At 62.6% G+C, this 24526-nt stretch carries 22 protein-coding genes; 16 read left to right on the forward strand and 6 right to left on the reverse strand.

All coding sequences use genetic code 11. The features are described 5' to 3' along the window. Nucleotides 1-135: 135 nt before the first annotated feature. A complete protein-coding gene (locus ACXJKE_RS13595) occupies nucleotides 136-1986 on the reverse strand; it encodes an ABCB family ABC transporter ATP-binding protein/permease (RefSeq protein WP_457281130.1) in 1851 nt (616 codons plus the stop codon). Nucleotides 1987-2034: 48 nt separating this feature from the next. Between ACXJKE_RS13595 and ACXJKE_RS13600 the strand changes: the two genes are divergently transcribed. Beyond that, nucleotides 2035-2472, forward strand: coding sequence for an acyl-CoA thioesterase (locus ACXJKE_RS13600; protein ID WP_457281131.1), 438 nt, complete (start codon nucleotides 2035-2037; stop codon nucleotides 2470-2472). Nucleotides 2473-2588: 116 nt separating this feature from the next. Here ACXJKE_RS13600 and ACXJKE_RS13605 read toward each other — a convergent pair whose 3' ends face one another. Both ACXJKE_RS13605 and ACXJKE_RS13610 read right to left on the reverse strand, forming a co-directional pair. Next, entirely contained in the window at nucleotides 2589-2957 is a 369-nt protein-coding gene (locus ACXJKE_RS13605) for an AtuA-related protein (protein WP_457281132.1), read from the reverse strand. After that, the gene (locus ACXJKE_RS13610; protein WP_457281133.1) at nucleotides 2954-4339 is read right to left on the reverse strand and encodes an acyclic terpene utilization AtuA family protein; all 1386 of its coding nucleotides are present in this window, start codon (nucleotides 4337-4339) and stop codon (nucleotides 2954-2956) included. The genes ACXJKE_RS13605 and ACXJKE_RS13610 overlap by 4 nt, the downstream gene beginning before the upstream one ends. Before the next feature lie 108 nt (nucleotides 4340-4447). Here ACXJKE_RS13610 and ACXJKE_RS13615 point away from each other — a divergent pair, with 108 nt between their 5' ends. The 8 genes from ACXJKE_RS13615 to ACXJKE_RS13650 all read left to right on the forward strand — a co-directional run bounded on the left by ACXJKE_RS13615 (nucleotide 4448) and on the right by ACXJKE_RS13650 (nucleotide 12669). Beyond that, a complete protein-coding gene (locus ACXJKE_RS13615; RefSeq protein WP_457281134.1) occupies nucleotides 4448-5323 on the forward strand; it encodes a branched-chain amino acid ABC transporter permease in 876 nt (291 codons plus the stop codon). Between the two features lie 124 nt (nucleotides 5324-5447). Then, entirely contained in the window at nucleotides 5448-6524 is a 1077-nt protein-coding gene (locus tag ACXJKE_RS13620) for a branched-chain amino acid ABC transporter permease (protein WP_457281135.1), read from the forward strand. Beyond that, the gene (locus tag ACXJKE_RS13625) at nucleotides 6521-7318 is read left to right on the forward strand and encodes an ABC transporter ATP-binding protein (protein WP_457281136.1); all 798 of its coding nucleotides are present in this window, start codon (nucleotides 6521-6523) and stop codon (nucleotides 7316-7318) included. The genes ACXJKE_RS13620 and ACXJKE_RS13625 overlap by 4 nt, the downstream gene beginning before the upstream one ends. After that, nucleotides 7315-8112: an ABC transporter ATP-binding protein gene (locus ACXJKE_RS13630; protein WP_457281137.1), complete on the forward strand. Its 798-nt coding sequence runs from the start codon at nucleotides 7315-7317 to the stop codon at nucleotides 8110-8112. The genes ACXJKE_RS13625 and ACXJKE_RS13630 overlap by 4 nt, the downstream gene beginning before the upstream one ends. A 4-nt stretch (nucleotides 8113-8116) precedes the next feature. Continuing rightward, complete coding sequence (locus ACXJKE_RS13635; RefSeq protein WP_457281138.1) at nucleotides 8117-9970, forward strand: AMP-dependent synthetase/ligase; 1854 nt, start codon at nucleotides 8117-8119, stop codon at nucleotides 9968-9970. Between the two features lie 62 nt (nucleotides 9971-10032). Continuing rightward, nucleotides 10033-11208, forward strand: a complete 1176-nt coding sequence (locus ACXJKE_RS13640) for an ABC transporter substrate-binding protein (protein ID WP_457281139.1) — start codon at nucleotides 10033-10035, stop codon at nucleotides 11206-11208. 177 nt (nucleotides 11209-11385) lie between these two features. Further along, a complete protein-coding gene (locus ACXJKE_RS13645) occupies nucleotides 11386-12006 on the forward strand; it encodes a YdeI/OmpD-associated family protein (protein WP_457281140.1) in 621 nt (206 codons plus the stop codon). Nucleotides 12007-12120: 114 nt separating this feature from the next. Next, the gene (locus ACXJKE_RS13650) at nucleotides 12121-12669 is read left to right on the forward strand and encodes an MgtC/SapB family protein (protein WP_457281141.1); all 549 of its coding nucleotides are present in this window, start codon (nucleotides 12121-12123) and stop codon (nucleotides 12667-12669) included. Between the two features lie 25 nt (nucleotides 12670-12694). Here the strand turns inward: ACXJKE_RS13650 and ACXJKE_RS13655 are convergent, their stop codons facing one another. Further along, nucleotides 12695-13138: a hemerythrin domain-containing protein gene (locus ACXJKE_RS13655; RefSeq protein ID WP_457281142.1), complete on the reverse strand. Its 444-nt coding sequence runs from the start codon at nucleotides 13136-13138 to the stop codon at nucleotides 12695-12697. Between the two features lie 180 nt (nucleotides 13139-13318). Between ACXJKE_RS13655 and ACXJKE_RS13660 the strand changes: the two genes are divergently transcribed. From ACXJKE_RS13660 to otsA, 7 genes are all read left to right on the forward strand, one after another. Next, nucleotides 13319-14275, forward strand: coding sequence for a complex I NDUFA9 subunit family protein (locus ACXJKE_RS13660; RefSeq protein ID WP_457281143.1), 957 nt, complete (start codon nucleotides 13319-13321; stop codon nucleotides 14273-14275). Between the two features lie 439 nt (nucleotides 14276-14714). Next, nucleotides 14715-15398 (forward strand): glutathione S-transferase family protein, encoded by a 684-nt coding sequence (locus ACXJKE_RS13665; RefSeq protein WP_457281144.1) that lies wholly within the window; start codon nucleotides 14715-14717, stop codon nucleotides 15396-15398. A gap of 12 nt (nucleotides 15399-15410) precedes the next feature. Further along, nucleotides 15411-15716 (forward strand): NIPSNAP family protein, encoded by a 306-nt coding sequence (locus ACXJKE_RS13670; protein ID WP_457281145.1) that lies wholly within the window; start codon nucleotides 15411-15413, stop codon nucleotides 15714-15716. Nucleotides 15717-15769: 53 nt separating this feature from the next. Continuing rightward, nucleotides 15770-17059: a multifunctional CCA addition/repair protein gene (locus ACXJKE_RS13675; protein WP_457281146.1), complete on the forward strand. Its 1290-nt coding sequence runs from the start codon at nucleotides 15770-15772 to the stop codon at nucleotides 17057-17059. A gap of 55 nt (nucleotides 17060-17114) precedes the next feature. After that, complete coding sequence (gene otsB, locus ACXJKE_RS13680) at nucleotides 17115-17963, forward strand: trehalose-phosphatase (RefSeq protein ID WP_457281147.1); 849 nt, start codon at nucleotides 17115-17117, stop codon at nucleotides 17961-17963. Beyond that, nucleotides 17960-19819, forward strand: a complete 1860-nt coding sequence (locus tag ACXJKE_RS13685; RefSeq protein WP_457281148.1) for a glycoside hydrolase family 15 protein — start codon at nucleotides 17960-17962, stop codon at nucleotides 19817-19819. The genes otsB and ACXJKE_RS13685 overlap by 4 nt, the downstream gene beginning before the upstream one ends. A 127-nt stretch (nucleotides 19820-19946) precedes the next feature. Next, the gene (gene otsA / locus ACXJKE_RS13690) at nucleotides 19947-21329 is read left to right on the forward strand and encodes an alpha,alpha-trehalose-phosphate synthase (UDP-forming) (protein WP_457281149.1); all 1383 of its coding nucleotides are present in this window, start codon (nucleotides 19947-19949) and stop codon (nucleotides 21327-21329) included. Between the two features lie 661 nt (nucleotides 21330-21990). Here otsA and ACXJKE_RS13695 read toward each other — a convergent pair. Both ACXJKE_RS13695 and ACXJKE_RS13700 read right to left on the reverse strand, forming a co-directional pair. Then, a complete protein-coding gene (locus ACXJKE_RS13695; RefSeq protein WP_457281150.1) occupies nucleotides 21991-22482 on the reverse strand; it encodes a thioesterase family protein in 492 nt (163 codons plus the stop codon). Between the two features lie 46 nt (nucleotides 22483-22528). After that, nucleotides 22529-24499: an acetyl/propionyl/methylcrotonyl-CoA carboxylase subunit alpha gene (locus tag ACXJKE_RS13700; RefSeq protein ID WP_457281151.1), complete on the reverse strand. Its 1971-nt coding sequence runs from the start codon at nucleotides 24497-24499 to the stop codon at nucleotides 22529-22531. Nucleotides 24500-24526: the final 27 nt, after the last annotated feature.

The following is a 24526-nucleotide window of genomic DNA, read 5'->3' on the forward strand; positions in this document are numbered from 1 at the left end:
TTTCTACCTACGGGGAATCCCATGGCTACCTGGAAACCGCAAATTCCGGCCAACCGTGCCGGCATCAGCTTGCTATTAATTTTATAGCTGCTTGCGCCCGTCAGTTATGGTTAAAACCTGGATTTCACTTAAATCTCAAGCCTCTGCCGAACTCTGCTGCAGCGCCCACATGCGTGCATAAGCGCCCTCCATGGCCAGCAACTGTGCGTGCGTGCCGCGCTCCACAATGCGCCCGGCGTCCATCACCAGGATCTCATGCGCGTCCACCACGGTAGACAACCGGTGCGCAATCACCAGCGTGGTCTTGTTTTGCGCGGCAGTGCGCAGCTCGGCCTGGATGGCGCGCTCATTGGCCGAATCCAGCGCCGAAGTGGCTTCGTCAAAAATCACTACCGGCGGGTTTTTCAGCAAGGTGCGGGCAATGGCCACCCGCTGCTTTTCGCCGCCCGACAGCTTCAGGCCCCGCTCGCCCACCATGGTCTGGTAACCCAGCGGCGTAGAGGCAATAAACCCGTGGATGCGGGCCGCACGCGCCGCTTCCTCGACCTCGGCATGGCTGGCGCCCGGCTTGCCGTAGGCGATGTTGTATTCCACCGTGTCGTTGAACAGCACCGTGTCCTGCGGCACGATGCCGATGGACTGGCGCACGCTGGACTGTGTGACCTGCTTGATGTCCTGGCCGGCAATGGTGATGCAGCCCTGCTGGACATCGTAAAAGCGGTAGAGCAGGCGCGCCAGCGTGGACTTGCCGGCGCCCGAAGAGCCCACCACCGCGACGGTCTTGCCCGGCGGAATTTCAAAGCTCACGTTGTGCAGGATGGGCCGTGCCGGGTCGTAGGCAAAATTTACATTCTCAAAACGTACCGCCGGCGTACCTTCGATGACGATAGGCTGGGCACCCGGCACGTCGGCGATTTCACGCTCCCGCTCCATCAACACAAACATCTTGTCCAGGTCGGTCAGGCTTTGCTTGATCTCGCGGTAGATCACACCCAGGAAACCGAGCGGAATGTAGAGCTGGATCATGAAGGCATTGACCATCACCAGGTCGCCCAGCGTCATGCGACCGTCCACCACGCCCTGGGTTGCGCGCCAGAGCATGGCCACCAGCCCGATGGCGATGATGAGCTGCTGCCCGGTATTGAGCAGGCTCAGCGTGTTCTGGCTCTTGATGGCGGCGCGCCGGTAACGCTGCAGGTTTTCGTCGTAGCGTGCGGCTTCAAACTCTTCGTTGTTGAAATACTTGACGGTTTCGTAGTTCAGCAGCGAGTCGATGGCGCGGCTGTGGGCCGACGAATCGAGCTCATTCATGGCCTTGCGGAACTGTGTGCGCCATTCGGTCACCGTGACGGTGAAGAAAATGTAGAACACGAGCGCGATGCCCGTGATGCCGGCAAACCAGACGTCGAACTTGACGGCCAGCAGCGTCAGCACCAACGTCACTTCAATCAGCGTGGGGATGATGCTGTAGAGCGAGTACGAAATCAGCGAATGCACGCCGCGCGTGCCGCGCTCGATGTCGCGCGTCATGCCGCCGGTTTGCCGCTCCAGGTGAAAGCGCAGGCTGAGCGCATGCAGGTGCCGGAACACTTCCAGCGAAATCCGCCGCGCCGCGCCTTCGGTGGCTTTGGCAAACACCAGTTCGCGCAGTTCGGTAAAAAGCGTGGTCGACAGGCGCAGCAGGCCGTAGGCCAGCAGCAGCGCCACCGGCACCACCAGCACCGCCTGTGCGTCGCCCGGTTTGAAGTTCATGGCGTCGACCAGGTTCTTCAGCAAGAGCGGCACACCAACGTTGGCCATCTTGGCGCCCACCATGAAGCTCAGGGCCGCCAGCACGCGCCATTTGTAATCCCACAGGTAGGGGAAAAGGCGTTTGAGGGTGCCAAGGTCCGAGCGCTGGAGCGCGAGCGCCTTGCCGGCGCCCGGCGCTGACGCGGCGGCAGGCACGGCCAGGGAAGAATCAACAGCGGAAGCTCGGGAGCGCATGAGGGACAATCGTGTAGGTTGTTGTAATAACTTTTTCAGATTGTGCCTATGTCTACCGAATCAAGCACCCATACGGACATTCACGCCGAGGACGCCCTGAACGTCCAGTTGCCCACCGACAAGGAACTGGTGCTCAAGGTCATTCCCATGCCGGCCGACTGCAATGCCAACGGCGACATCTTCGGCGGCTGGGTCATGGCGCAGGTCGACCTGGCCGGCTCGGTGGTACCGGCCCGCCACGTGGACGGGCGCATGGCGACCGTGGCCGTCAACCAGTTCATTTTCAAGCAGCCCGTGCGGGTCGGCGACATCCTGTCGTTTTTTTCCTGCGTGACCCGTATCGGCACCACGTCCATCACGGTCCAGGTTGAGGTCTACGCCGAGCGCTTCCGCGCCCAGGGCCGCTACATCAAGGTCACGGAAGCCAGCCTGACTTACGTGGCCATTGACGATTTCGGCAAGCCCCGCAAGATTCCCAAGGCCTGACGCCCGGGTGCCAGGCACCTTCACCCGCCACCTGTATGCTATTTATTTGATAGCTGCTTGCGCCCGATACAAAAGGCGTACAGGCTTTTTTTGCTTAAATTTTTACGCAATCCCCGTCAGGCACCCCACCAGCCCGCACGAGGGGCAGCCTGAGCTTCTTCCAGCTCTGCCTCGCTGACTTCGATCTCCATGCGCAGCAGCGCTGCTGCCATGGCCTTGCCCAGGTTGTCCATGCGCAGGTTGCGCGCGCCACCGCCTTGCAGCGCGCCCTGCAATACCAGCTTGAGGGCCAGGATACTGGGCAAGCACCAGCATTGCACCGCGCCCGGCAGCCAGGGCGCAAAGTGCGCCTGCACGCGTTCGGCCGTCACCTCGCGCTCCATGATCCGGTAGCCCGCCTCGTTCCAGGCAAAGAGGCCAAAGTCCACCCAGTCGGCCTTGTCGCCGCTGCGCGCATGCGCGAGCTTCACCAATTGCACCCTCATGACTGCAACACCTCCACACACACCGCCGCCTCAACCGCTTGCCGGTCAATCAGCGCAGGCCAGATGCCTAACAACTCACTGCTGCTGTTCAGGCCGTGAAAGCCGCAGGTATAGGCCGGCCCGCTCAAGGCCATCCACGGAAAGAGCCGGCCAAAACCTTCGGCCACCGCTTTGTCCTGCGTCCTGATCGCCATACGAACCCAGACCTCGTTGAGCTCCGCCAGCACTGCAGGCGCAGGCAGTGGCGCCAGTGGGCCATGTGCCGAGTTGAGCCCCGGGAATTCGACAAAGAGTTCGTCATGCGCCTGGCGCTTTTCCCTCAGCCGGGCTTTCACCATCTCCACAGCTGCCAGTGCCTTGTCATGCGCATCAGGCCAGCTAAAGCCCCAGGTGACCTCGGCCTTGTAGCCGTCGCGAAACCCGCCCACCACCTTGAGCTGCGCGGGCCGCGCGTGGCCGCGCACGCCCGTCATGCGCACGGCATCGTCGCCCAGGTCTTCGAGCCGCACCGCCGATAAATCCATCACCACATCGGGCGAGGCATAGTGCCCCGGGTCGTGCACTTCATACAGCAGTTGCTGGCGCACCGTATCGAAATTGATGCGGCCACCCGTGCCCGGTGCCTTGGTGATCAGCGCCGTGCCGTCTACGCTGACCTCGGCGATGGGATAGCCGATGTGGGCGAGATCGGGAATGGCCTTCCACGCCTGCTGGCTGCCAAAGTTGCCGCCGCTGCCCTGGCCCGAACATTCGAGCAAGTGCCCCACCGCCAGCCCTTGCGCCAGCCGATCCAGCTCGGCCGGCGTTTTTGCGTCCTCCAGCTTCCAGTTGAATTCATGCACCAGCGGCGCCAGGAACAGCGCCGCATCGGCGACGCGCCCTGTCACCACAATATCGGCGCCCTGCTGCAGCGCCGACACAATAGGCCGCGCGCCCACATAGGCATTGGCAAACACCATGCGCTCCCGCACGGACTCAAACGCCTGGCCGTTGAACATATGCGGCGGCGCGAGCTCTGCGAGCTGCGGCAACACTTCGTCACCGGTGACCACCGCGATGCGCGCCTTCCATCCCTTGGCCGCAAACGCCGCGCGCAAGGCAGCGCCGGCGCCCGCAGGATTGAGCCCGCCCGCGTTGCAGATGAACTTGACGCCGCGCGCCTGCATCAACGGCCACAGCTTCATCAGCATGGGGACCACATCGCGTGCATAGCCCAGTGCAGGGTCGCGCTGCCGGTCCTTTTGCAGGATGGCCAGCGTCAGCTCGGCCAGATGGTCGCTTGCGATGTAGTGAACACCACCACGCTCAATGCTCGCGGCCACAGGCTCCCATGCGTCGCCGTAGAAACCCAGGCCGGCGCCGATTCGAACATTTCGTTCCATCTAGGGATTACGCTTGATCACCAAGGCGACACGTATTCGGAACAACCCCTAGCGACAGACCTTTAGGCGACAGCTATAACCAAAGCTCATTACAGGGGAGACCGCGACGTGCAATTCTTGCAACTGCTCATCAGCGGTATTGCCCAAGGCTGCATCTACGGGCTGATCGCGCTGGGCTTTGTGCTCATCTACAAGGCCACCGAGACGGTCAGCTTCGCGCAGGGCGAACTGATGATGCTGGGCGCGTTCGGCGGCCTGGCCTGCATGACCTTGCTGGGGTTTCCCTTCTGGTTGGCGGTGATCAGCGCGATTGCGGGTATGGCGTTGTTCGGCATGGTGCTGGAGCGCCTCGTAATACGCCCCATCCTCGGCCAGCCCGCGTTTTCCATCGTCATGCTCACCATCGGCGTCGGCTACACGGCGCGCGGCCTTATCACCATGATCCCCGGCATAGGCACCGAAACCTATGTGCTGCCCGTGCCCTACAAAGACCAGATCTGGAGCCTGGGCGCGCTGGTCATCAATGTCGAGCAGGTTGCCATCATCGTCACCACCGCAGCGCTGTGCCTCGTCTTGTTTGCGATGTTCAAGTACAGCAAGCTGGGCATCGCCATGCAGGCGTCGTCGCAAAACCAGCTGGCTGCGTACTACATGGGCATTCCCGTCAAGCGGCTTAACGGCCTGGTGTGGGCACTGGCCTCGGCCGTCGCGGCGATTGCCGGGCTCCTGCTCGCGCCCATCACCTTTGTGCATGCCAACATGGGTTTTATCGGGCTCAAGGCTTTCCCGGCCGCGGTGGTAGGCGGTTTCGGCAGTCTGCCCGGCGCGATTGTGGGCGGGCTGGTGATCGGCCTGGTTGAATCGTTCTCGGGCTTTTATTTGCCCGACGGCTTCAAGGACATCGCCGCCTATGTGGTAGTGCTCATCATGCTGATGGTCAAGCCCAGCGGCCTGTTCGGCGAGAAGCTCCGAAAAAAAGTATGACGAACAAGCAGGTCAACGCGTGCCATCCCTTAAAGCCAGGCCACCGTGGAACCGGCTTTGCCGGGCCGCTAGTGGCGCCCCCCGAGGGGGAGGCGCCGAAGGCGCTTCGGGGGGGAGCCTTCTCATGAGGTTCATCTTTAAAACCGATTACGGCCAGGACATCAAACTGGCCAAGCACGCAGGCCATGTGTTCTGGTACGGCGCACTGATGTTGCTGTTGCTAGCGGCACCGTGGTTGTTCCCCGAATACTGGCTCGCACAACTCACCTTCGTGATGATCTACGCCATCGCCGGGCTGGGCCTGATGTTGCTGGCGGGTTTCACCGGCCTCTTCTCTTTGGGGCACGCGGCCTTTCTGGGCGTCGGCGCTTACACGCAGGCGGTGATGACCAACGCCGGCCTGCCCTTTCCCATCGCCTTGTTGTGCGCCGCCGGGCTATCAGCCGCCGTGGGCCTGGTCGTGGGCCTGCCCGCCCTGCGCGTGAAGGGCATTTACCTCGGCATGGCGACGCTGTCTTTTGGCTTCATTGTTGAAGAAGTGTTTGCACGCTGGGAAAGTGTTACCGGCGGCAATGCGGGCATCCACATCAAGGCACCCGACATGTTCGGCTGGAAGCTGGCCAGCGGCGAGTCCTTCTATTTCCTCTGCCTCCTCATCACCGTGGCGGCCACGCTGGCCATCCTCAACCTGCTGCGCTCGCCCACGGGCCGGGCCTTTGTCGCGATCCGCGATTCCGAGATTTCGGCGCAGAGCATGGGTATCCACCTGGCGCGCTACAAGACGCTGTCTTTTGCGCTGTCTGCGGCGCTGGCCGGCGTGGCCGGCGCGCTCTATGCGCACAAGCTGCAGTTCATCTCGCCCGACCAGTTCAACATCCTGCAGTCCATCGACCTGCTCTTGATGATCGTGATCGGCGGCGTGGGCTCGGTACACGGTGCTTTTCTGGGCGCCATCTTCCTGATCTCCATGCCGCAGGTGATTGGCCTCACCAAAGACTATTTGCCCGCCACCATAGGCCAGGCCCCCGGCCTGCAGGCGGCGGTCTACGGCATTGTGCTGATCGCCTTTGTGCTGTTTGAGCCGATGGGGCTGTATGGCCGCTGGCTGAAGATTCGCACCTATTTGCAGCTCTTTCCTTTCTACAGAAAAGGGCTCTTTAAACGGCAGAAATCATTCCAGAAGTCAGATCGCCTGAAATGAGCACGACCCTCCTTTCCGCCAAAAACCTCAGCGTTCGCTTCGGCGGCGTGCTGGCGGTCAACAACGTGAGCTTTGACGTCAAGCAGGGCGAAGTCTTCACGCTCATCGGCCCCAACGGCGCGGGCAAGACCACGGTGTTCAACCTGATCAGCCGCATCTACACACCCACCACCGGCGAGATTGAATACCGCGGCGAAAAGCTCACCTACCAGCCGCCCCACAAGATTGCTTCGCTGGGTATTGCGCGCACCTTCCAGAACATCGAGCTGTTTGAGCACGCCACCGTGCTGCACAACCTGCTGATTGGCCGGCACACGCACCGGCAGACAGGTTTGCTGCACGACCTGTTTTTTACCGCCAGGGCGCGAGATGCCGAACTGCTGGCACGCGAAAAAGCCGAGCAGGTCATTGACTTCCTCGACCTGCAACATCACCGCGATTCGATGGTCGCAGGTCTTCCCTACGGCGTGCGCAAGGTGGTCGAGCTGGCGCGGGCGCTGTGCACCGAGCCGCAGTTGCTGCTGCTCGACGAGCCCTCTTCCGGCCTCAATGTGGAAGAAACCGGCGACATGGCCTTCTGGATCCAGGACATCCAGCAKGAGCTGGGCATCACGGTGCTGATGGTCGAGCACGATATGTCACTGGTCTCCCGCGTGTCAGACCGCGTGCTGGCCATGAACCAGGGCGAGGTGCTGGCCATGGGCACGCCGCGCGAGGTGCAGAACGATCCTGGCGTGATTGAGGCTTACCTTGGTTCGGTGGATGAGGTCACGTCTTTAAGGAGAACGGCATGAGTGCAGTTCCCCCACCCGTCAGCGACCAACCGGTACTGAAGCTCCTCAACGTCGAGAGCTCCTACGGCCCGATCAAGGCCATACGCGGCATCAGCCTGCAGGTGCGCCGCAGCGAAATTGCCACGGTGCTGGGCTCCAACGGCGCGGGCAAATCCACCATCCTCAAGACCATCTCGGGCATCCTCGATCCGCGCAAGGGCTCCATCGACTTCAAGGGCGAGGACATCACGGCGCAGGACCCGGCTCATATCGTGCAGCAGGGCTTGTCGCATGTGCCTGAGGGACGCGAGGTATTCCCTTTGCTCAGCGTACGCGACAATCTGCTGATGGGTGCCTACACCCGCAAGGACCGCGACGGCGTGGCGCTCGACATGGAAGCGGTGTACGGCTACTTCCCGATCCTGAAAGAGCGCGCCCTGCAAGACGCCGGGCTGCTGTCGGGCGGGCAGCAGCAGATGCTGGCAATCTCGCGCGCGCTCATGGCTTCGCCCGACCTGATCCTTCTCGACGAACCCAGCCTGGGCTTGTCACCCAAGCTCACCAAGGAAATTTTCGAGATCGTGGTGCGCATCAACCGCGAGCGCGGCACCACTATCCTGCTGGTCGAGCAGAACGCCAACATGGCGCTCAACGCGTCGGACTACGGCTATGTGCTGGAAAACGGCCGCATCGTGATGGAAGACACCTGCGCCCGCCTGCGCGAGAAAGAGGACATCAAGGAGTTCTACCTCGGCATGAAAGAAGACGGCGTGCGCGGCGAGCGGCGTTGGAAGAAAAAGAAGACGTGGCGGTGACTGAATGAGCAATCTTTGGGATCTTTCACACATCCAGCCCGAGCATGCCATCGTCATGCCAGGCGAAACCATCCCTGCGGTGTTCTGGAACGCGGTGGAGCAGCGCAGCCACAAAACCTGGATGCGGCAGAAAAAGCTCGGCATCTGGCGCAGCTGGACCTGGACGCAAACCGGCGATGCGGTGCGCGAAATCGCCGCCGGGCTGCTCGCCCTGGGCTTTCCGCGCGGCGAATGCGCCTCCATCCTTTCCAACACCGTCATCGAATGGGTGCTGGCCGATCTGGCGGTGCTCAGCTGCGGCGGGGTTTGCAGCGGCATCTACCCCACCGACGCCGCCTCGCAGGTGCACTACCTCTGTGAAGATTCGCGCACCACCACGCTATTTGTCGAAGACGACGAGCAGCTCGACAAGGCGCTGGAAGTGCGGCCGCAATTGCCCCTGCTCCGCAAGATCATCGTGTTCGACACCGAGGGCCTGCGCGACCTGAATGACCCCGGCGTGATGGGACTGGACGAGCTGCGCGCGCTGGGCCGCAGCTACCTGGCCGACCATCCCAACACGGTGAAAGACAGCGCCGCTGCCTGCAAACCTGAAGACCTGGCCATCCTGGTCTACACCTCTGGCACCACCGGCAAACCCAAGGGCGCGATGCACAGCCAGCGCGGACTGGTGTTTACCGCACGTGGCTACAACACACTCGTCGCGCAAAACGAAGACGACGAGCGCATGTGCTTTTTGCCGCTGTGCCATATCGCCGAGCGCATGGGCGGTGAATACTTTGCGATGTACGCGGGCGCCAAACTCAACTTTGTCGAGAATCCCGAGACCATTCCTGAAAACGTGCGTGAGATCGCACCCACGGTGTTCACCGCCGTGCCGCGTGTGTGGGAGAAGTTTTATTCCGGCGTGATGATCGCACTGAAGGAAGCCAGCTGGCTGCAGCAGGCCGCCTATACCTGGAGCATTGGCGTGGGCATGCGCATCGCCGACACCGTGCTGGCCGGCCAACCGGTCAGCACATCGCTCAAGGCCCGCTTCACGCTGGCGCGCTGGCTGGCACTCAACAACACGCGAAAGCTGATCGGCATTCACAAGGCGCGGTTTTGCGTCACGGGTGCGGCGCCCATTTCGCCCGACCTGGTGAAGTGGTACATGGCGTTGGGGGTTCCCATGCTGGAGGTCTGGGGCATGACGGAAACCTGCGGCGCCGCCAGCGGCGTGCCGGCCAGTTGCATGAAGCCCGGCTCCATAGGCCCGGCCGCCGGCTACAACGAGATGCGGCTGGACCCGGCCACTGGCGAGATCCTGGTGCGCGGCACCAATGTTTTTTTGGGTTACCTGAACCAGCCTGAAAAAACCGCCGAGACGCTGGATGCCGAGGGCTGGCTGCACACCGGCGACGTTGGCGTGATGGACGCGCAAGGGTTTTTCCGGATCACCGACCGGATGAAGGACATCATCATCACCGCCGGCGGCAAGAACGTGACGCCCAGCGAGCTGGAAAACGAACTCAAGTTCTCGCCCTACATCACCGACGCGGTGGTCATCGGTGACAAGCGCGCCTACCTCACCGTCATCATCATGATCGACCAGGAAAACGTCGAGAAATTCGCCCAGGATGCGGACATACCCTTCAGTAATTACGCCAGCTTGACGCGGGCCACTGAAGTGCAAGAATTGATCCAGTCGGAGATCGACCGGGTCAACAAGAAGTTTGCGCGGGTCGAGCAGATCAAGAAATTCTTCCTGCTCGACACGCAGCTCACGGCGGAAGACGAAGAGCTCACGCCGACCATGAAGCTCAAGCGCAAACTCGTAGAAAAAAAATACGCCCCGCAAATTGAGGCCATGTACTGAGCCCTTCGCCAGCACCGTGTATCGAGTGAACCAGAAACAAGAACCATTAAGGAGACAAAACCATGAAACTGAAGTCAACCGCCGTTCTTTCCGCGCTGGCCTGTGCAGCCGCCTTGTCGGCAGCCACAGCACAGGCGCAAAGCCAGGGCGTCAGCAAAACCGAGATCACGCTCGGCTCCATCCAGGACCTGTCGGGACCGCTCGCGGGCTTCGGCAAACAGATCCGCAACGGCATGACGCTGCGGGTGGACGAACTTAACGAACAAGGCGGCATCAACGGCCGCAAGGTCAAGCTGATCGTCGAGGATTCGGGCTACGACCCGAAGAAGGCGGTGCTGGCGGCGCAAAAGCTGGTGAACCAGGACAAGATTTTCGCCATGGTCGGCCACCTGGGCACGGCGCAAAACCTGGCCGCCATGCCGGTGCAGTTCGAAAAAAACGTCATCAACTTCTTCCCGGTGACGGCCGCACGCGAAATGTACGAGCCCTTCCACAAGCTCAAGTACTCCTTCGCTGCCACTTACTACGACCAGATGAAGTCGGCCGTGCCCAAGCTGGTGAAGGAAAAGAACGCCAAAAAGGTCTGCTCGATGTACCAGGACGATGAGTTCGGCCTCGAAGTGCAGCGCGGCGCCGATGATGGCCTGAAGACCCTCGGCATGACCATGGTCGAGAAAACTTCCTTCAAGCGCGGCGCCACTGATTTCTCGTCGCAGATCGCCAAGCTCAAGGCCTCTGAATGCGACCTGGTTGTGTTGGGCACCATCATCCGAGAAACCATTGGCGGCATCGGCACCGCGCGCAAGCTGGGCTACAACCCCGTCTTCCTGGGCTCCAGCGCCGCCTACACCGACCTGATCCACAAGCTGGGCGGCAAGGCCATGGACGGCCTCTACGCCACCATGACGGTGCAAAACCCCTACCTGGACGAAGCCTCGCAGCCCATCCGCTTCTGGGCCAACAAGTACAAGACAGCCTTCAATGAAGACCCCACGGTGTTCTCGGTCTACGGCTATACAGTGGTCGACAGCTTTATACGCGCTTCGCAAAAGGCCGGTGCCAACCTCTCGACCGAGAGCTTCATCAAGGCCATGGACACCATGGTGATCCCGGCCGACATCTTCGGCAGCTCTGAAGGCAAGTTTGGCCCGCAAAAGCGCCTGGGCAACAACCAGTCGCGCCTGTCGATGTTGCAGGACGCGCGCTGGAAAGTGGTGTCTGACTACATCACGCAGTAAAGCCAGACGCGACCGCCAGCCGTGACTCCGAAAACCACCTCCGGGTGGTTTTTTTATGCGAAAAGTGGCTGAAACCCTTTAAATACGAGCGCTAGCAGCTCCTGAATTAATAGCACTCACCTCCACCTATCGCCCCCATGGCTTGCCCTGAATCCCGCGCGTCACGCAAAATGCGTCATGCCCACCTCCGTCAAACCCGCTTCCAAAACGCCTGCCAGGACTCCCGCCGCCCCGCTTGCCACCGTGCGCTGCAAAGACACCCAGGCCTTCACCAAGTGGTTGGCCAAACACCACGCAAGCAGCGCCGGTGTCTGGCTGCAGATCGCGAAGAAGGATTCAGGCATAGCCTCCATCACCCACGCCCAAGCCCTGGAAGCCGCGCTCTGCCACGGCTGGATAGACGGCCAGAGGAACTCCATGGACGCGCAATATTTTTTGCAAAAATTCACCCCGCGGCGTGCCCGCAGCACCTGGTCCAAAGTCAACTGCGCCAAGGCCCTGGCACTGATTGAATCCGGCGACATGCAGCCGGCGGGACTGGCCGAGGTTGAACGCGCCAAGGCCGACGGCCGCTGGGATGCGGCCTACGACGCGCAGAGCAAGATGGCAGTGCCTGACGACCTGGCGGCGCTGCTTGCGAAAAGCGCCAAGGCCAAAGCCTTCTTCGAGTCGCTGGACTCGCGCAATCGCTTCGCCATTTTGTTCAGGCTGCAAACCGCCAAGAAAGCCGAGACACGCGAGCGCCGGCTGGTGAAGTTCGCCGACATGCTCAAGCGGGGCGAAAAAATCCATCCCTGACGGTGGACAGGGCTTTTTCGGTGACGCCGTACGGCAGACGCGCTACAGTCAATCGGGCGAGCCCATCCCTCAACCGAACACGCAAGAACCTGTTTACGATCTAAAGGAGTCCGCATGGCGTCCACCTGGTGGCAGCAAGTCGGTGAAACCATTGCCTCGGAGTTTTCAGATTTGCCCGATGCCGAGCAGGCCACGCGCGTCATGGTTCGCCTCACGCTGGCGGCGTTGCTGGGCGGCCTGCTGGGCATAGAGCGCGAGCAAAAAGGCAAGGCCGCCGGGGTGCGCACGCACATGCTGGTGGCCATGGGTTCCGCGATGTTCGTGCTGGTGTCGCAGCAGTCCGGCATGATCACCGCCGACTTGAGCCGGGTGATTCAGGGCGTGATTGCCGGCATCGGCTTTCTGGGCGCGGGCACCATACTCAAGGGCCACATCAAGGGCAACCCCGACGAAGAGCAGGTCAAGGGCCTGACCACCGCCGCCGGCATCTGGCTGACGGCGGCCATTGGCGTGGCGGCCGGCATGGGGCGTGAAAGCACTGCGGTCCTCAGCACCCTGCTGGCGCTCGGCATCCTGGCGCTGGTGCCGCGCCTGGTGCGTTTTCTGGAAAAGCCCGAACCGCTGCTCAAGCCTGACAACGACAAGCGCGGGGACGGTTCATAAGCTCGTCCAGGGGCGCCGCGGTGGTTTAATTTTTCGTGCGCTGCGAGACGAACTCGCCTTCATAGCCCTTGGCCAGCGACAGCTTTTCGGCTTCGGTCAACACTTTGCCTGCCAGCTGGAACACACCCTGCTCCTCGTCTTCAAGGTGGTGATAGATCTTGTGGTGCAGCTCTTTGGCCGTGGCCAGCCAGGCGGGCGAGCTGAAATCGGTTTCTTCCAGCGTTTCCACCAGTTTGTCCATCTGGTGGTGTTCGGCAATGCCGTGGCGTGAGGGTTCCTGCGTCATGTCGTGCGCGATCAGCGGCACATAAAAAAAACGCTCTTCCGCCGCGGCATGTGCCGCGAGTTCAAGCTTGAGCTCCTTGAACAGCGTGGCTCTTTCCTTGCTGTCGCCCTGCGTTTTGATGAGGTTGTCCGCCAGGGCGCGCTGGGTGACGTGGCTTGTTCGCAGTGCTTCAAAAATGTTCATTCAATCATTATGGGGACGGTGCAGGCCCCGGCGTGTAGGCCAAGGGCGGATCCTGCAAGGCCAAAAATCGCTATTAATTTGATAGCTGCTTGCGCTCATCCAGCCTGGCCTGGAGGCCTGAATGGCCAAAGAATGAGCCAACCGGACGCAAGGCACGGTAAAAGCGCTAAATTAGGGGTTATGAAAAAAATCCTTCTTCTTGGCGGCACCGGCTTTGTCGGTGCGCACGTCTGCGAAAAGCTGGCACGCCTGCAATGCCGCGTCACCGTGGTCACACGCCGGCAGGCCAGCGCCCGCCACCTGCAAATGCTGCCGCTGGTCGATGTGATTGAGGCCGACGCCCACGATGCCTCCTCGCTGGCACCGCTGCTGGCCGGCCACGACGCCGTGGTCAACCTGATTGCCATCCTTCACGGCACAGAGGCCGCGTTCGACAAGGCGCATGTGCAACTGCCGCTGGAGCTGGCCCGGGCCTGTGAAGCCAGCGGCCTCAGGCGCATCGTTCACATCAGCGCCCTGGGCGCTTCGCCCGGTTCGGCATCGATGTACCAGCGCAGCAAGGCGCGCGGTGAAGCCGTGCTGCTCAGCACCGGGCTGGATGTGACCGTGCTGCGGCCCAGCGTGATCTTTGGCGCTGAAGACAAATTCCTCAACACCTTTGCCCGGCTCCAGCAGATCTTTCCGGTGGTTCCGCTTGCAGCCGCCGATGCGCGCTTTCAACCCGTCTGGGTGGAAGACGTCGCCGACGCCATCGTGCACTGCCTGCAAGACCCCGACACCGCCGGCCAGATCTATGAAGTTTGCGGGCCCGACGTGTTCACGCTGCGCCAGCTGGTCGGGCTGGCCGGCCGCTACGCCGGTATCAACGGTGGCAAAGGCCGTCCGGTGATCAGCCTGCCGGATTCCCTGGGGCGCCTGCAGGCGCGCCTCATGGAGCTCGCGCCCGGAGAGCCGCTGCTGAGCCGCGACAACCTCGACGCCATGGCCACCGACAACGTGGCCACCGGCAAGCTGCCCGGCCTGCAGGCACTGGGTGTCCACCCTGCCGCGCTGGATGCTGTGGGGCCTACTTATCTGGGAGCACAGGGCTTGCGCAGCGGGCTGACGGCTAAACGCAAAACCGCCGGCCGTTTTTAGGCCCCCACGGTGGAATAGGGCCCCCACGGTCGCTCACTTCGTGTAGCTCCCTGCCCCCCGAGGGGGCCGCCCGCCTGCGGCCTGGCAAAGCCGAAAACAGGCACACCCCTATCGGGCTCACTGTGTGTAGCCCTTTTCCCCTTGCAGGGGACTGTGCCTGTGGCCCGGCAAAGCCGGTTCCACGGCTCACGCTGGCTTGAAGAGTTCAATGGGCGTGATGAGTGCTAGGCTATTTCGCCAGCGGGGGCCGCGGGTCCGGCTTTGCCGGCCCCAGGCGCCGCCCCCTTGAGGGGGGAACGGGCTACACGCAGTGAGCCTGGACGGGGGTGGGCATTAATTCAGGGGATTTTTTGCATCAATAGCGCGTTGGTGCGGCGGTAGCATCGCAAGTCGTTTCACTTTGACTTCTTTCCTTCATCGTCAGCAGAACAGGGACACCATGCTCAAGCTCTACATCGGCAATAAAAACTACTCCTCCTGGTCCATGCGCCCCTGGGTGCTGCTCAAGCAGGCCGGCATTCCCTTTGAAGAAATCAAGCTGCGCTTTGACTCGTTCGATGCCAACTCGAGTTTCAAGGAAAAAATCGGCGGCGTGAACCCGACCGGCCGGGTGCCGGCGCTGGACGATGACGGTTTTGTCGTCTGGGACACGCTGGCGATTGCTGAATACCTCGCGGAACGCTTTCCCGAGAAAAAGCTCTGGCCGCAGGATGTGAAAGCGCGCGCCCGGGCGCGCAGCGTATGCGCTGAAATGCACAGCGGCTTTGGCGCGCTGCGTTCGGCCTGCCCCATGAACATCGAAGCAGACCTGTCGGACATGGGCCAGCTGATTTGGCGCGACAAATCGGCCGTGCGTGCCGACGTGCAGCGCATCGTCGAGATGTGGAGCGAGCTGCTGGAGCAGCACAAAGGCCCCATGCTGTTCGGCGAATTCAGCATTGCAGACGCTTTTTTTGCACCCGTCTGCATGCGCCTGAGCCGCTACGGCTTGCCGGTGCCTGCCGGGATCGGCGCTTACATCCAGCGCGTGAGCGCCTTGCCGGGCGTGAAAGCCTGGATCGACGACGCGCTGGCCGAGAACGATTTCCGCGAATTCGAAGAGCCCTACCGTGTCAAGCGCTGAGCGGGAGACATCATGGTCACCATCTATCTGCGCTACGTGCTCAACACCGCCAAACTCAAGGAGTTCGAGCACTACGGCAAGCTGTGGATTCCGCTGGTCGAGAAATTCGGCGGCACGCACCACGGCTACTTCATGCCCAGCGAAGGCGCCAACAACATTGCATTGGCCTTGTTCACCTTTGAGAGCCTGGCGGCCTACGAGATTTACCGCCAGAGCTCTTTTGCGGACCAGGAATGCCTGGCGGCTTTCAAATACGCGGAGACCACAGGCTGCATCATCAGCTACGAACGAAGCTTCTTCCGGCCGGTGTTCTCCTGAGTCCAGGCCTGGGGCCTATCCCCAGGCAAAGCCCAAGCCGCTAAACTGGCTGGATGCAGATTTACATGGTAGGTGGCGCGGTGCGCGATGCCTTGCTGGGCTTGCCCGTGCAGGATCACGACTGGGTGGTCGTGGGCGCCACACCCGAGGCGCTGGTCGCCCGGGGCTACCTGCCCGTGGGCAAGGACTTCCCCGTCTTCCTGCATCCCGATACCCGGGAAGAGTACGCACTGGCCCGCACCGAGCGCAAGACGGCACGCGGCTATCGCGGTTTTTTGGTGCACGCCGAGCCCGACGTCACGCTGGAGCAGGACCTGGCACGGCGCGACCTTACTATCAATTCGATAGCGGCTCCCGCTCGTCCAGAAACAGCCTCCACCAGTTTTGACCCCGACTTTTCGGCATTAATCGACCCGTTTGACGGGCAGCGGGACATCCGGGACAAGGTGTTGCGCCACGTGACGGATGCCTTTCGCGAAGACCCTGTCCGCATCCTGCGCCTGGCCCGCTTCGCCGCGCGCTTTCCGGATTTTTCCGTGGCGCCCGAAACCATGGCGCTGATGCAGGCGATGGTGACCGAAGGCGAAGCCGACGCGCTGGTGCCCGAACGCGTGTGGCAGGAGATCGCACGCGGGCTGATGGAAAAAACACCGTCCCGCATGTTCGAAGTGCTGCGCGAAAGCGGCGCGCTGCAAAAACTGCTGCCCGAAGTAGCGCGCCTGTGGGGCGTGCCCCAGCCTGCCGCTCACCACCCCGAGGTCGACACCGGCGTTCACCTGATGATGGTGCTGGACATGTCGGCGCAGCTTGAGGGCTCGCTGGCCGTGCGCTTTGCCTGCCTGTGCCACGACCTGGGCAAGGGCACGACACCGGCCGATGTGCTGCCGCGGCATATCGGCCACGAAGATCGCAGTGCCCAGCTGCTAAGAGACGTGTGCGAACGCCTGCGTGTGCCGGTGGAATGCCGCGAAATGGCCGACGTGGTGGCGCGTGAGCACGGCAACATCCACCGCAGTGAAAGCCTGAACGCCGCGTCCCTGGTGCGGTTGATGGAGCGCTGCGACGCCTTTCGCAAGCCGCAGCGTTTTTCCGATGTTCTGCTGGCCTGCGAATGCGATGCTCGCGGACGGTTGGGCCTGCAGAATTCGCCTTATCCCCAGCGGGCACGCCTGCTGGAGGCTTTATCCACGGCACAAGCGGTAGACACCCATCAGCTGGCGCTTCAAGCCCAGGCTGCGGGACGGGGCGGCCAGCAGATCGGCGAGGCCATTCACAGGGCGCGCGTCAACGCGGTGCAGGCCTGGAGCACCGATACAGGGCAGCCGCCGCCGGCTGGGCCGTGAAAAAGCGAAACCGGCCTACAGCCATTTGACGGAGGCCCTGCTAAGGTGAGAAGTGATGCATTCATCCTCATCACAACCCTTGGCACCGCCCTCGCCCGCAGCCGCTTCAGCAAACACACCGGCCTCCTCGCCGCTTCTGGATTTGCCGGCCATCGGAGCGCAAACCGCCCTCTTCCTGGACTTTGACGGCACCCTGGTCGACCTGGCGCCCCAACCCGAAGCCGTGCAACTGGTGGCCGGCCTGGTGCCGGCGCTGGCGCGGCTTTCAACACTGCTGGACGGTGCGCTGGCGATCGTGTCGGGTCGCACACTGGCCGACCTGGACGGCTTTCTGGCGCCGCTACGGCTTCCATCGGCGGCTGAACATGGTGCGCAGCGCCGCGTTGCGGGCGGCGTTGCCATCAGCCTGGCCGCGCCTGACCTGCAAGAGGTGGCGCGCCGCGCCGCGGAACTGATGGTGCACCATCCAGGTCTGCGCGTAGAGGTGAAATCCGCCGCGGTCGCCTTGCACTACCGCCATGCACCCGAGCTCAAGGCGCTTTGCCTGCAGGCCATGCAGGAGGCCGCTTCCAGCACGCCAGGCGTGGAACTGCTGCGCGGCAAATTCGTATTCGAGGTGAAGCCTGCTGGCGTCAGCAAAGGCACGGCCATTGAGGCCTTCATGGCCGAGCCGCCGTTTGCCGGGCGCATCCCTCTTTTTGTCGGCGACGACACCACCGACGAGGCCGGCTTCTCGGCGGTCCAGTTCATGGGCGGCGAGGGCATCAAGGTGGGCGAAGGCGCCACACTGGCGCGCTGGCGTTGCGCCTCGCCGGCCGCACTGCGGCTGTGGCTCGGTGATGCCCTTACATCCGACGCGCACGCATCACTCGCAAACGCAGCCACCCAGGGAGCCCACTCATGAGCGTCGCCGCCGACTCCCTTCACTTTGCGCCGCCCGCCCAGCCATCTCTGGCCATGGGCGTGATCGGCAACTGCGCCTTCAGTGCGCTGATCGACGCACGCGGCCGCATCGTCTGGTGCTGCCTGCCGCGGTATGACGGTGACCCGGTGTTCAATGCCTTGCTGGAGCCTCAGCCTGCACAAGACGACGCGACGTTCCCCGGCACGCCTGACTCCCAGTCCAGCGCCTTCGCCATCGAGATCGAGGACTTCGCCGAAGCAAAGCAATGGTATGAACCCAATACCGCCGTGCTGCGCACCCAGCTGTTCGACAAGCATGGCCAGGGCATCGAGATCACTGATTTCGCGCCGCGTTTTTTCAGCCGCTCGCGCTTTTTCAGGCCCATGACGATCGTGCGCCGCGTCAAACCCATCCACGGCGCGCCGCGCATCCGCGTATCGCTGGACATCCGCTTCGACTGGGGCCGGCGCAAGCCGCTGATCACCCAGGGCAGCAACCACCTGCGCTATGTGGGCGACGAGCTGACGCTGCGGCTGAACACCGACGTGTCGATTTCACACCTGCTGTCAAAGCAGCCTTTTGTGCTGACACGTGAGCACAATTTTCTGCTCGGCGCCGACGAGTCGCTGCCCGACGGCATTGCCGACACGGCGCGCCTGTTTGAGCAGGAAACCATTTCCTACTGGAAAAAATGGAGCCAGCGCCTGCACATTCCGCTGGAATGGCAGGAGGCCGTGATACGCGCAGCCATCACGCTCAAGCTTTCGCTCTTTGAAGACACCGGCGCCATCGTCGCCGCCATGACCACCAGCATTCCCGAAGCCCCCGGCAGCCAGCGCAACTGGGACTACCGTTATTGCTGGCTGCGCGACGCCTTTTTTGTGGTGCGCGCACTCAACAGCCTCTCGGAAGTCGGCACCATGGAAGACTACCTGCGCTGGCTCAGCAACGTGGTGGTGCAGTCCAAGGGCGGGCACATCCAGCCGCTCTACGGCATAGGCCTGGAGCGCGAGCTGCCCGAATCCACCATGCTGCACCTGGGCGGATACCGCGGCATGGGACCGGTGCGCGTGGGAAACCAGGCGCAGGAGCATTTCCAGCACGACGTCTACGGCAATGTGGTGCTGGGCGCGGCCCAGGCCTTTCACGACCATCGCCTGCTGCACCGCGCCGGCATTGCCGAATTCAAGCGGCTCGAGGAAGTTGGCGAGCAGGCCGTGCACAGCTATGACAAGCCAGACGCCGGCATGTGGGAGCTGCGCACGCGCGCGCGTATCCACACCTCATCGGCCCTGATGTGCTGGGCCGCCTGCGACCGGCTGGCCAAGATCGCGCTGGTGCTCAAGCTGCAGGATAGGGCCGACTACTGGCGCCGCCATGCGGCAGTGATGCAGGAACGTATCCTGCGCGAATCCTGGAGCGAAGAACGCCAGGCCTTTGCCGAAAGCTTTGGCGGGCGCGACCTCGACGCCAGTGTGCTCTTGATGATTGAAGTGGGTTTTATCGACCCCAAAGACCCGCGCTTTGTCGCCACGGTAGACGCGCTGGAAACCCATTTGTGCGACGGCCCCTACATGCGCCGCTATGAGGCACCGGACGATTTCGGCAAGCCCGAAACGGCCTTCAACATCTGCACCTTCTGGCGCATTGACGCGCTGGCACGCATAGGCCGCAAGGAGCAGGCCCGCGAAATTTTCAACACCATGCTGGCCGCGCGCAACCATGTGGGCCTGCTCTCGGAAGACACGCATCCCGTGACCGGCGAGATGTGGGGGAATTTTCCGCAGACGTATTCGATGGTGGGGATCATCAATGCGGCAGTGCGCTTGTCTGCGTCTTGGGAATCTCAAGTATGACTATGAATGTGGCTCACCCCCGTCGGTGGCTCACTGCGTGTAGCCCCTTCCCCCCTTCCAGGGGACGGCGCCTGCGGCCCGGCGAAGCCGGTTCCGCGGCCCCTGCTGGGCTGGAAGGTCGCAGCCTATGAGTCGCCTGGTTGTTGTTTCGAATCGCGTGGCGGATCCGCGCAAGGCGGCGGCCGGTGGGCTTGCTGTGGCACTCGGGGACGCGCTGAACGCTACCGGTGGGCTATGGTTCGGATGGAGCGGCACGGTCGTTGAGGGCGGTGCCGCCGGTGAAGGCGAGCTGCATGTGCAGCAGGCGGGCAACATCAAGCTGGCCACGGTGGACCTGTCGGCCGAAGACCATGCCGGCTACTACCTGGGCTACAGCAATGGCGTGCTCTGGCCGGTATTTCATTACCGGCTGGACCTGGCGCGTTTTGACACGGGCTTTATCGAGGCCTACCGCCGCGTGAACCGGCTGTTTGCGCACAAGCTCATGGGTCTGCTGCAGCCCGACGACATCATCTGGATCCACGACTACCACCTGATCCCCATGGCGGCCGAATTGCGCGCCATGGGCTGCAACAACCGCATCGGTTTTTTCCTGCACATTCCGTTGCCGCCGCAGCAGGTGCTGGCCGCCATTCCCCAGCACGAATGGCTGATGCGTGCGCTGTTCGCCTACGACCTGGTCGGTTTCCAGAGTGAAAACGATTTGCTGCACTTCTCGCGCTACGTACAGGCCGAAGCCGGCGCGGTGGCGCTGGGCGACAACCGCTTCAGGGCCTTTCACCGCACTGTGCGCGCGGGCGCTTTTCCCATCGGCATAGACGTGGACGAGTTCGCGGCGCTCACGCACGCGCAGGATGCGCGCGACATGTACGAACGCATGAAGGAAGAGTATTCACGCCGCAAGCTGCTGCTGGGTGTGGAGCGGCTCGACTATTCCAAGGGCTTGCCGCAGCGGCTGCGGACGTTTGAAATCTTGCTGAAAAAGTACCCGGAAAATCTCCGCAGCGCCACACTGATCCAGATCGCCTCGCCCAGCCGTGAGGACATGGGAACCTACACCGATCTGCTGCAGGAACTGGAAAGCCTGTGCGGCGCCATCAACGGCAATTTCGGTGAGCTCGACTGGATGCCCGTTCGCTACATCCACCGCAACGTGGCGCGCAAGCGCCTGCCGGGTTTGTACCGCGTGGCGCGGGTGGCGCTGGTCACACCGCTGCGCGACGGCATGAACCTGGTGGCCAAGGAATTCATCGCCGCGCAGGACCCGGCCGACCCCGGGGTGCTGGTGCTGTCCCGCTTTGCGGGGGCTGCGGAGCAACTGGAAGACGCGTTGCTGGTCAATCCCTACGACATCGACGGTACTGCGGACACCGTACAGCGTGCGCTTCAAATGCCGCTGGAGGAGCGGCAGGCGCGGCATCAGAAGCTGCTCAAGACCATCCGGGAACGCGATGTGCATTGGTGGCGCAGGGAGTTTCTTAACGCCCTCGGCTACGAGGGACCGGCTTAGTTGCCGGTTCTTGCTCTGGCCTTAGCGCTCTTTGCTGAGGGTTGCTGGCCGGGGGTTGCCCGGCATGCAAGTAACTTTCTTTTGCTTCGCCAAAAGAAAGTCACCAAAGAAAAGGCGACCCTGCTGGCTGCGTCCCTACGCTTCGCTGCGGGCAACCTGCGGTGCTCGGTCCAGGCGGGGTCTCGCTCGAACTCGCCTTCGGCTCAAACAATCGCGATCCCTGATCCGCCTGAACCTGCGCTCCTCGGCGCATCCAGAAGGGCAAATCGGGAACGGGGACAAAATGCCAAAGACAAATACCAACTCCAATACCAACAAGGACACGCCATGGCGTGTCCTTGTTTCTTCCGTATTCGGGTTCTTGTTTTTGGCTGTTGGTATTCCTTCCCCCACCCCTTGTGGATGCGCCGAGGAGCGCAGGGCCAGACGGATCAGGGCAAAAACTTGTTTGAGCCGAAGGCGAGTTGTTTTTGACCCCGGCTGGACCGAGCACCGCAGGTTGCCCGTAGCGAAGCGTAGGGACGCAGCCAGCAGGGTCGCCTTTCTTTTGCTTACTTTTCTTTGGCGAAGCAAAGAAAAGTGAGTTGCATGCCGGGCAACCCCCGGCCAGCAACCCTCAGCAAAGAGCGCTAAGGCCGGAGCAAGAGCCGGCCAAGAAAACTTAAGAAACGATATAAGCCCCAGCCCCAGTAGAAAACAATTTCCCGTCAGCCCCCAGAAACTCCATCCGCGTACTCGCCACCCGCGACCCCAGCCGCATCACCTCAGCCCGCAACTCAAAAAACTCACTGATGCCAGGCCGCAAATAATCCACCCGCAGATCGATGGTGCCCAGCTTGGCAAAGCGGTGCAGCCGCTGCAGCGGCGATTCGTCCATGTGGCGCGCGCCTATGGCCGCCATCACCGCGAGTCCGCCCATGGCGTCCAGCCCTGCGCTGATCACACCGCCGTGGATGCGGTTGTGGGCGTAGTGGCCTATCAGCTCGTTGCGCATGTCGATGCGGGCGGTGACCCGTTCCGCCGTCACCGAGGTGATCTTGAGCCCCAGCAACTTGTTGAAAACGATTTTTTCCTCGAACAGCTCTTTGAGGCTGGCGACAAATTCCGGTTCGAACTCAATCGCGCCGGTGGGGGTGGGCTGTGCTTTGGTCATGGTGTCAATTGTCGTGCAGCGAAATCTTTCCTGATTTTCCGGGTTCTCATGCTTCGGCCTCATCGAACCTCAGCAACACCTGCCCGGGACTGGTCTGCTGGCCCACCTCTGCCATCACGGCCGCCAGCACGCCATCGTGCGGGGCATTGACCGCGTGCTCCAGCTTCATGGACTCAATCACCAGCAGCGTGTCGCCGCGCTTCACGGCCTGGCCGGGCGCCGCATGGACCGCAATCACCTTGCCGTTGAAGGGCGCTCGCAACTCCCGCGCGGCTGCAACAGCACCGGATGCCGACGGCTCCAGCGTGGCATCTTCCAGAAACAGGTCCACAGAGCCCGTCTGCACATGCCAGCGTGCGTCGGGTTGCCCGGCAGACTCCTTCAGGTGCACCGCCGATACGCGCTGCCCGGTCCAGCCCGTGCCTCCCGTCAGAGCACCATCAGGTCCCTGTGTGATCACCGCCTGCGACAGCTCGCCGCCCGCTTCGATTTCCAGCGCGCCCCCGCCCAGCTCACGCACGCGCAAATCCAGCAGCTGCGCGCGGTGGCGCAGGCGGACCGGCCTGGGAAAGGGGCACGGCAGGCTGTTTGCGACACTGCCTGAGTCAGCATCTTGGAAGAAAATGGCCACCAGGCCATACGGGACGAGCGCAAGCAGCTCCTCTTTTTGTAGCACTTCGCGTATCGCATCGCCCTGCTCCGCCAGAAAAGGAATCAGCGCATGCCCGGTGCGGAACATCGGGTGGGCCAGGCAAGCCGACAAAAACTGCCGGTTGGTGGGCAGGCCCAGCACTTCTGTACGGCCCAGCGCCGCCACCAGCCGGTCTATGGCTTGCTCACGTGTCGCGGCATGCACCACCAGCTTGCCCAGCATGGAGTCGTAGTGCGGCGACACCACCTGGCCTTCGAACAGCGCGTGGTCAAAGCGCACGTCGCCGGGCTCACGAAAGCGCTGAACGATGCCCGTGTGCGGCGTGAAATTCTCGTCTTCGGCACACAGGCGCACCTCCATTGCATGACCGCTAAACACCACCTGATCCTGCGCAAGAGACAGCGGCTCGCCTTGCGCTACGCGCAGCTGCCATTCGACGAGATCAAGGCCCGTGACTGCTTCAGTGACGGGATGCTCAACCTGCAGGCGCGTGTTCATCTCCATGAGGAAAAAATCTGCACCCTCCACCAGAAACTCCACCGTCCCTGCACCCACATAACCCGCGGCTTGCGCCAGCGCGACCGCCGCCCCACACATGCGCGCACGCAGCGCAGCATCCACCGCCGGGCTGGGCGTTTCTTCGATGATCTTCTGGTGGCGGCGCTGCACCGAGCAGTCTCGCTCTCCCAGATGAATGCAATGGCCGTAGGCGTCGGCAAACACCTGCACCTCGACATGGCGTGGATTCAACAAAGCCCGTTCCATCAGCAGCTCCCCGCTGCCAAAGGCCGAGAGCGCTTCAGAACGGGCGCTTTGCAGCGCCGTCGAAAGGTGCGCGGCATCCCGCACCAGCCGCATGCCGCGCCCGCCGCCGCCCGCCACGGCCTTGACCATCAGCGGGTAACCGATGCCCGTGGCCTCGGCTTCAAAGCGCGCGTCGGACTGGTCATGGCCCTGGTAGCCCGGCAGGCAAGGTACGCCCTGAGCGGTTGCGAGTTGCTTGGCGGCCGACTTGCTGCCAAGCTGCCGGATCGCGGCCGGCGGCGGCCCCACCCAGGTCAGCCCCGCAGCAATCACCGCGTCGGCAAAGGCGGTGTTCTCGCTGAGGAAGCCGTAGCCCGGATGCACCGCATCGGCGCCGCTGGCCTGGGCCGCAGCAACCAGTTTGTCGATGCGCAGATAGGAATCAGCCGAAGTGACACCTCCCAGCGCACATGCGATGTCCGCCTCCTGCACATGCAGCGCACCGGCATCGGCGTCTGAATACACCGCCACCGTCTGCATGCCCATGGTTCGCGCGGTGCGCATGATGCGGCGGGCAATCTCCCCGCGGTTGGCCACCAGCAGGCAGCGGATTTTTTTCATGCGGATGTCCCGCCTCGCGCGCCAGGC

Source organism: Polaromonas sp. P5_D5 (assembly GCF_054049435.1).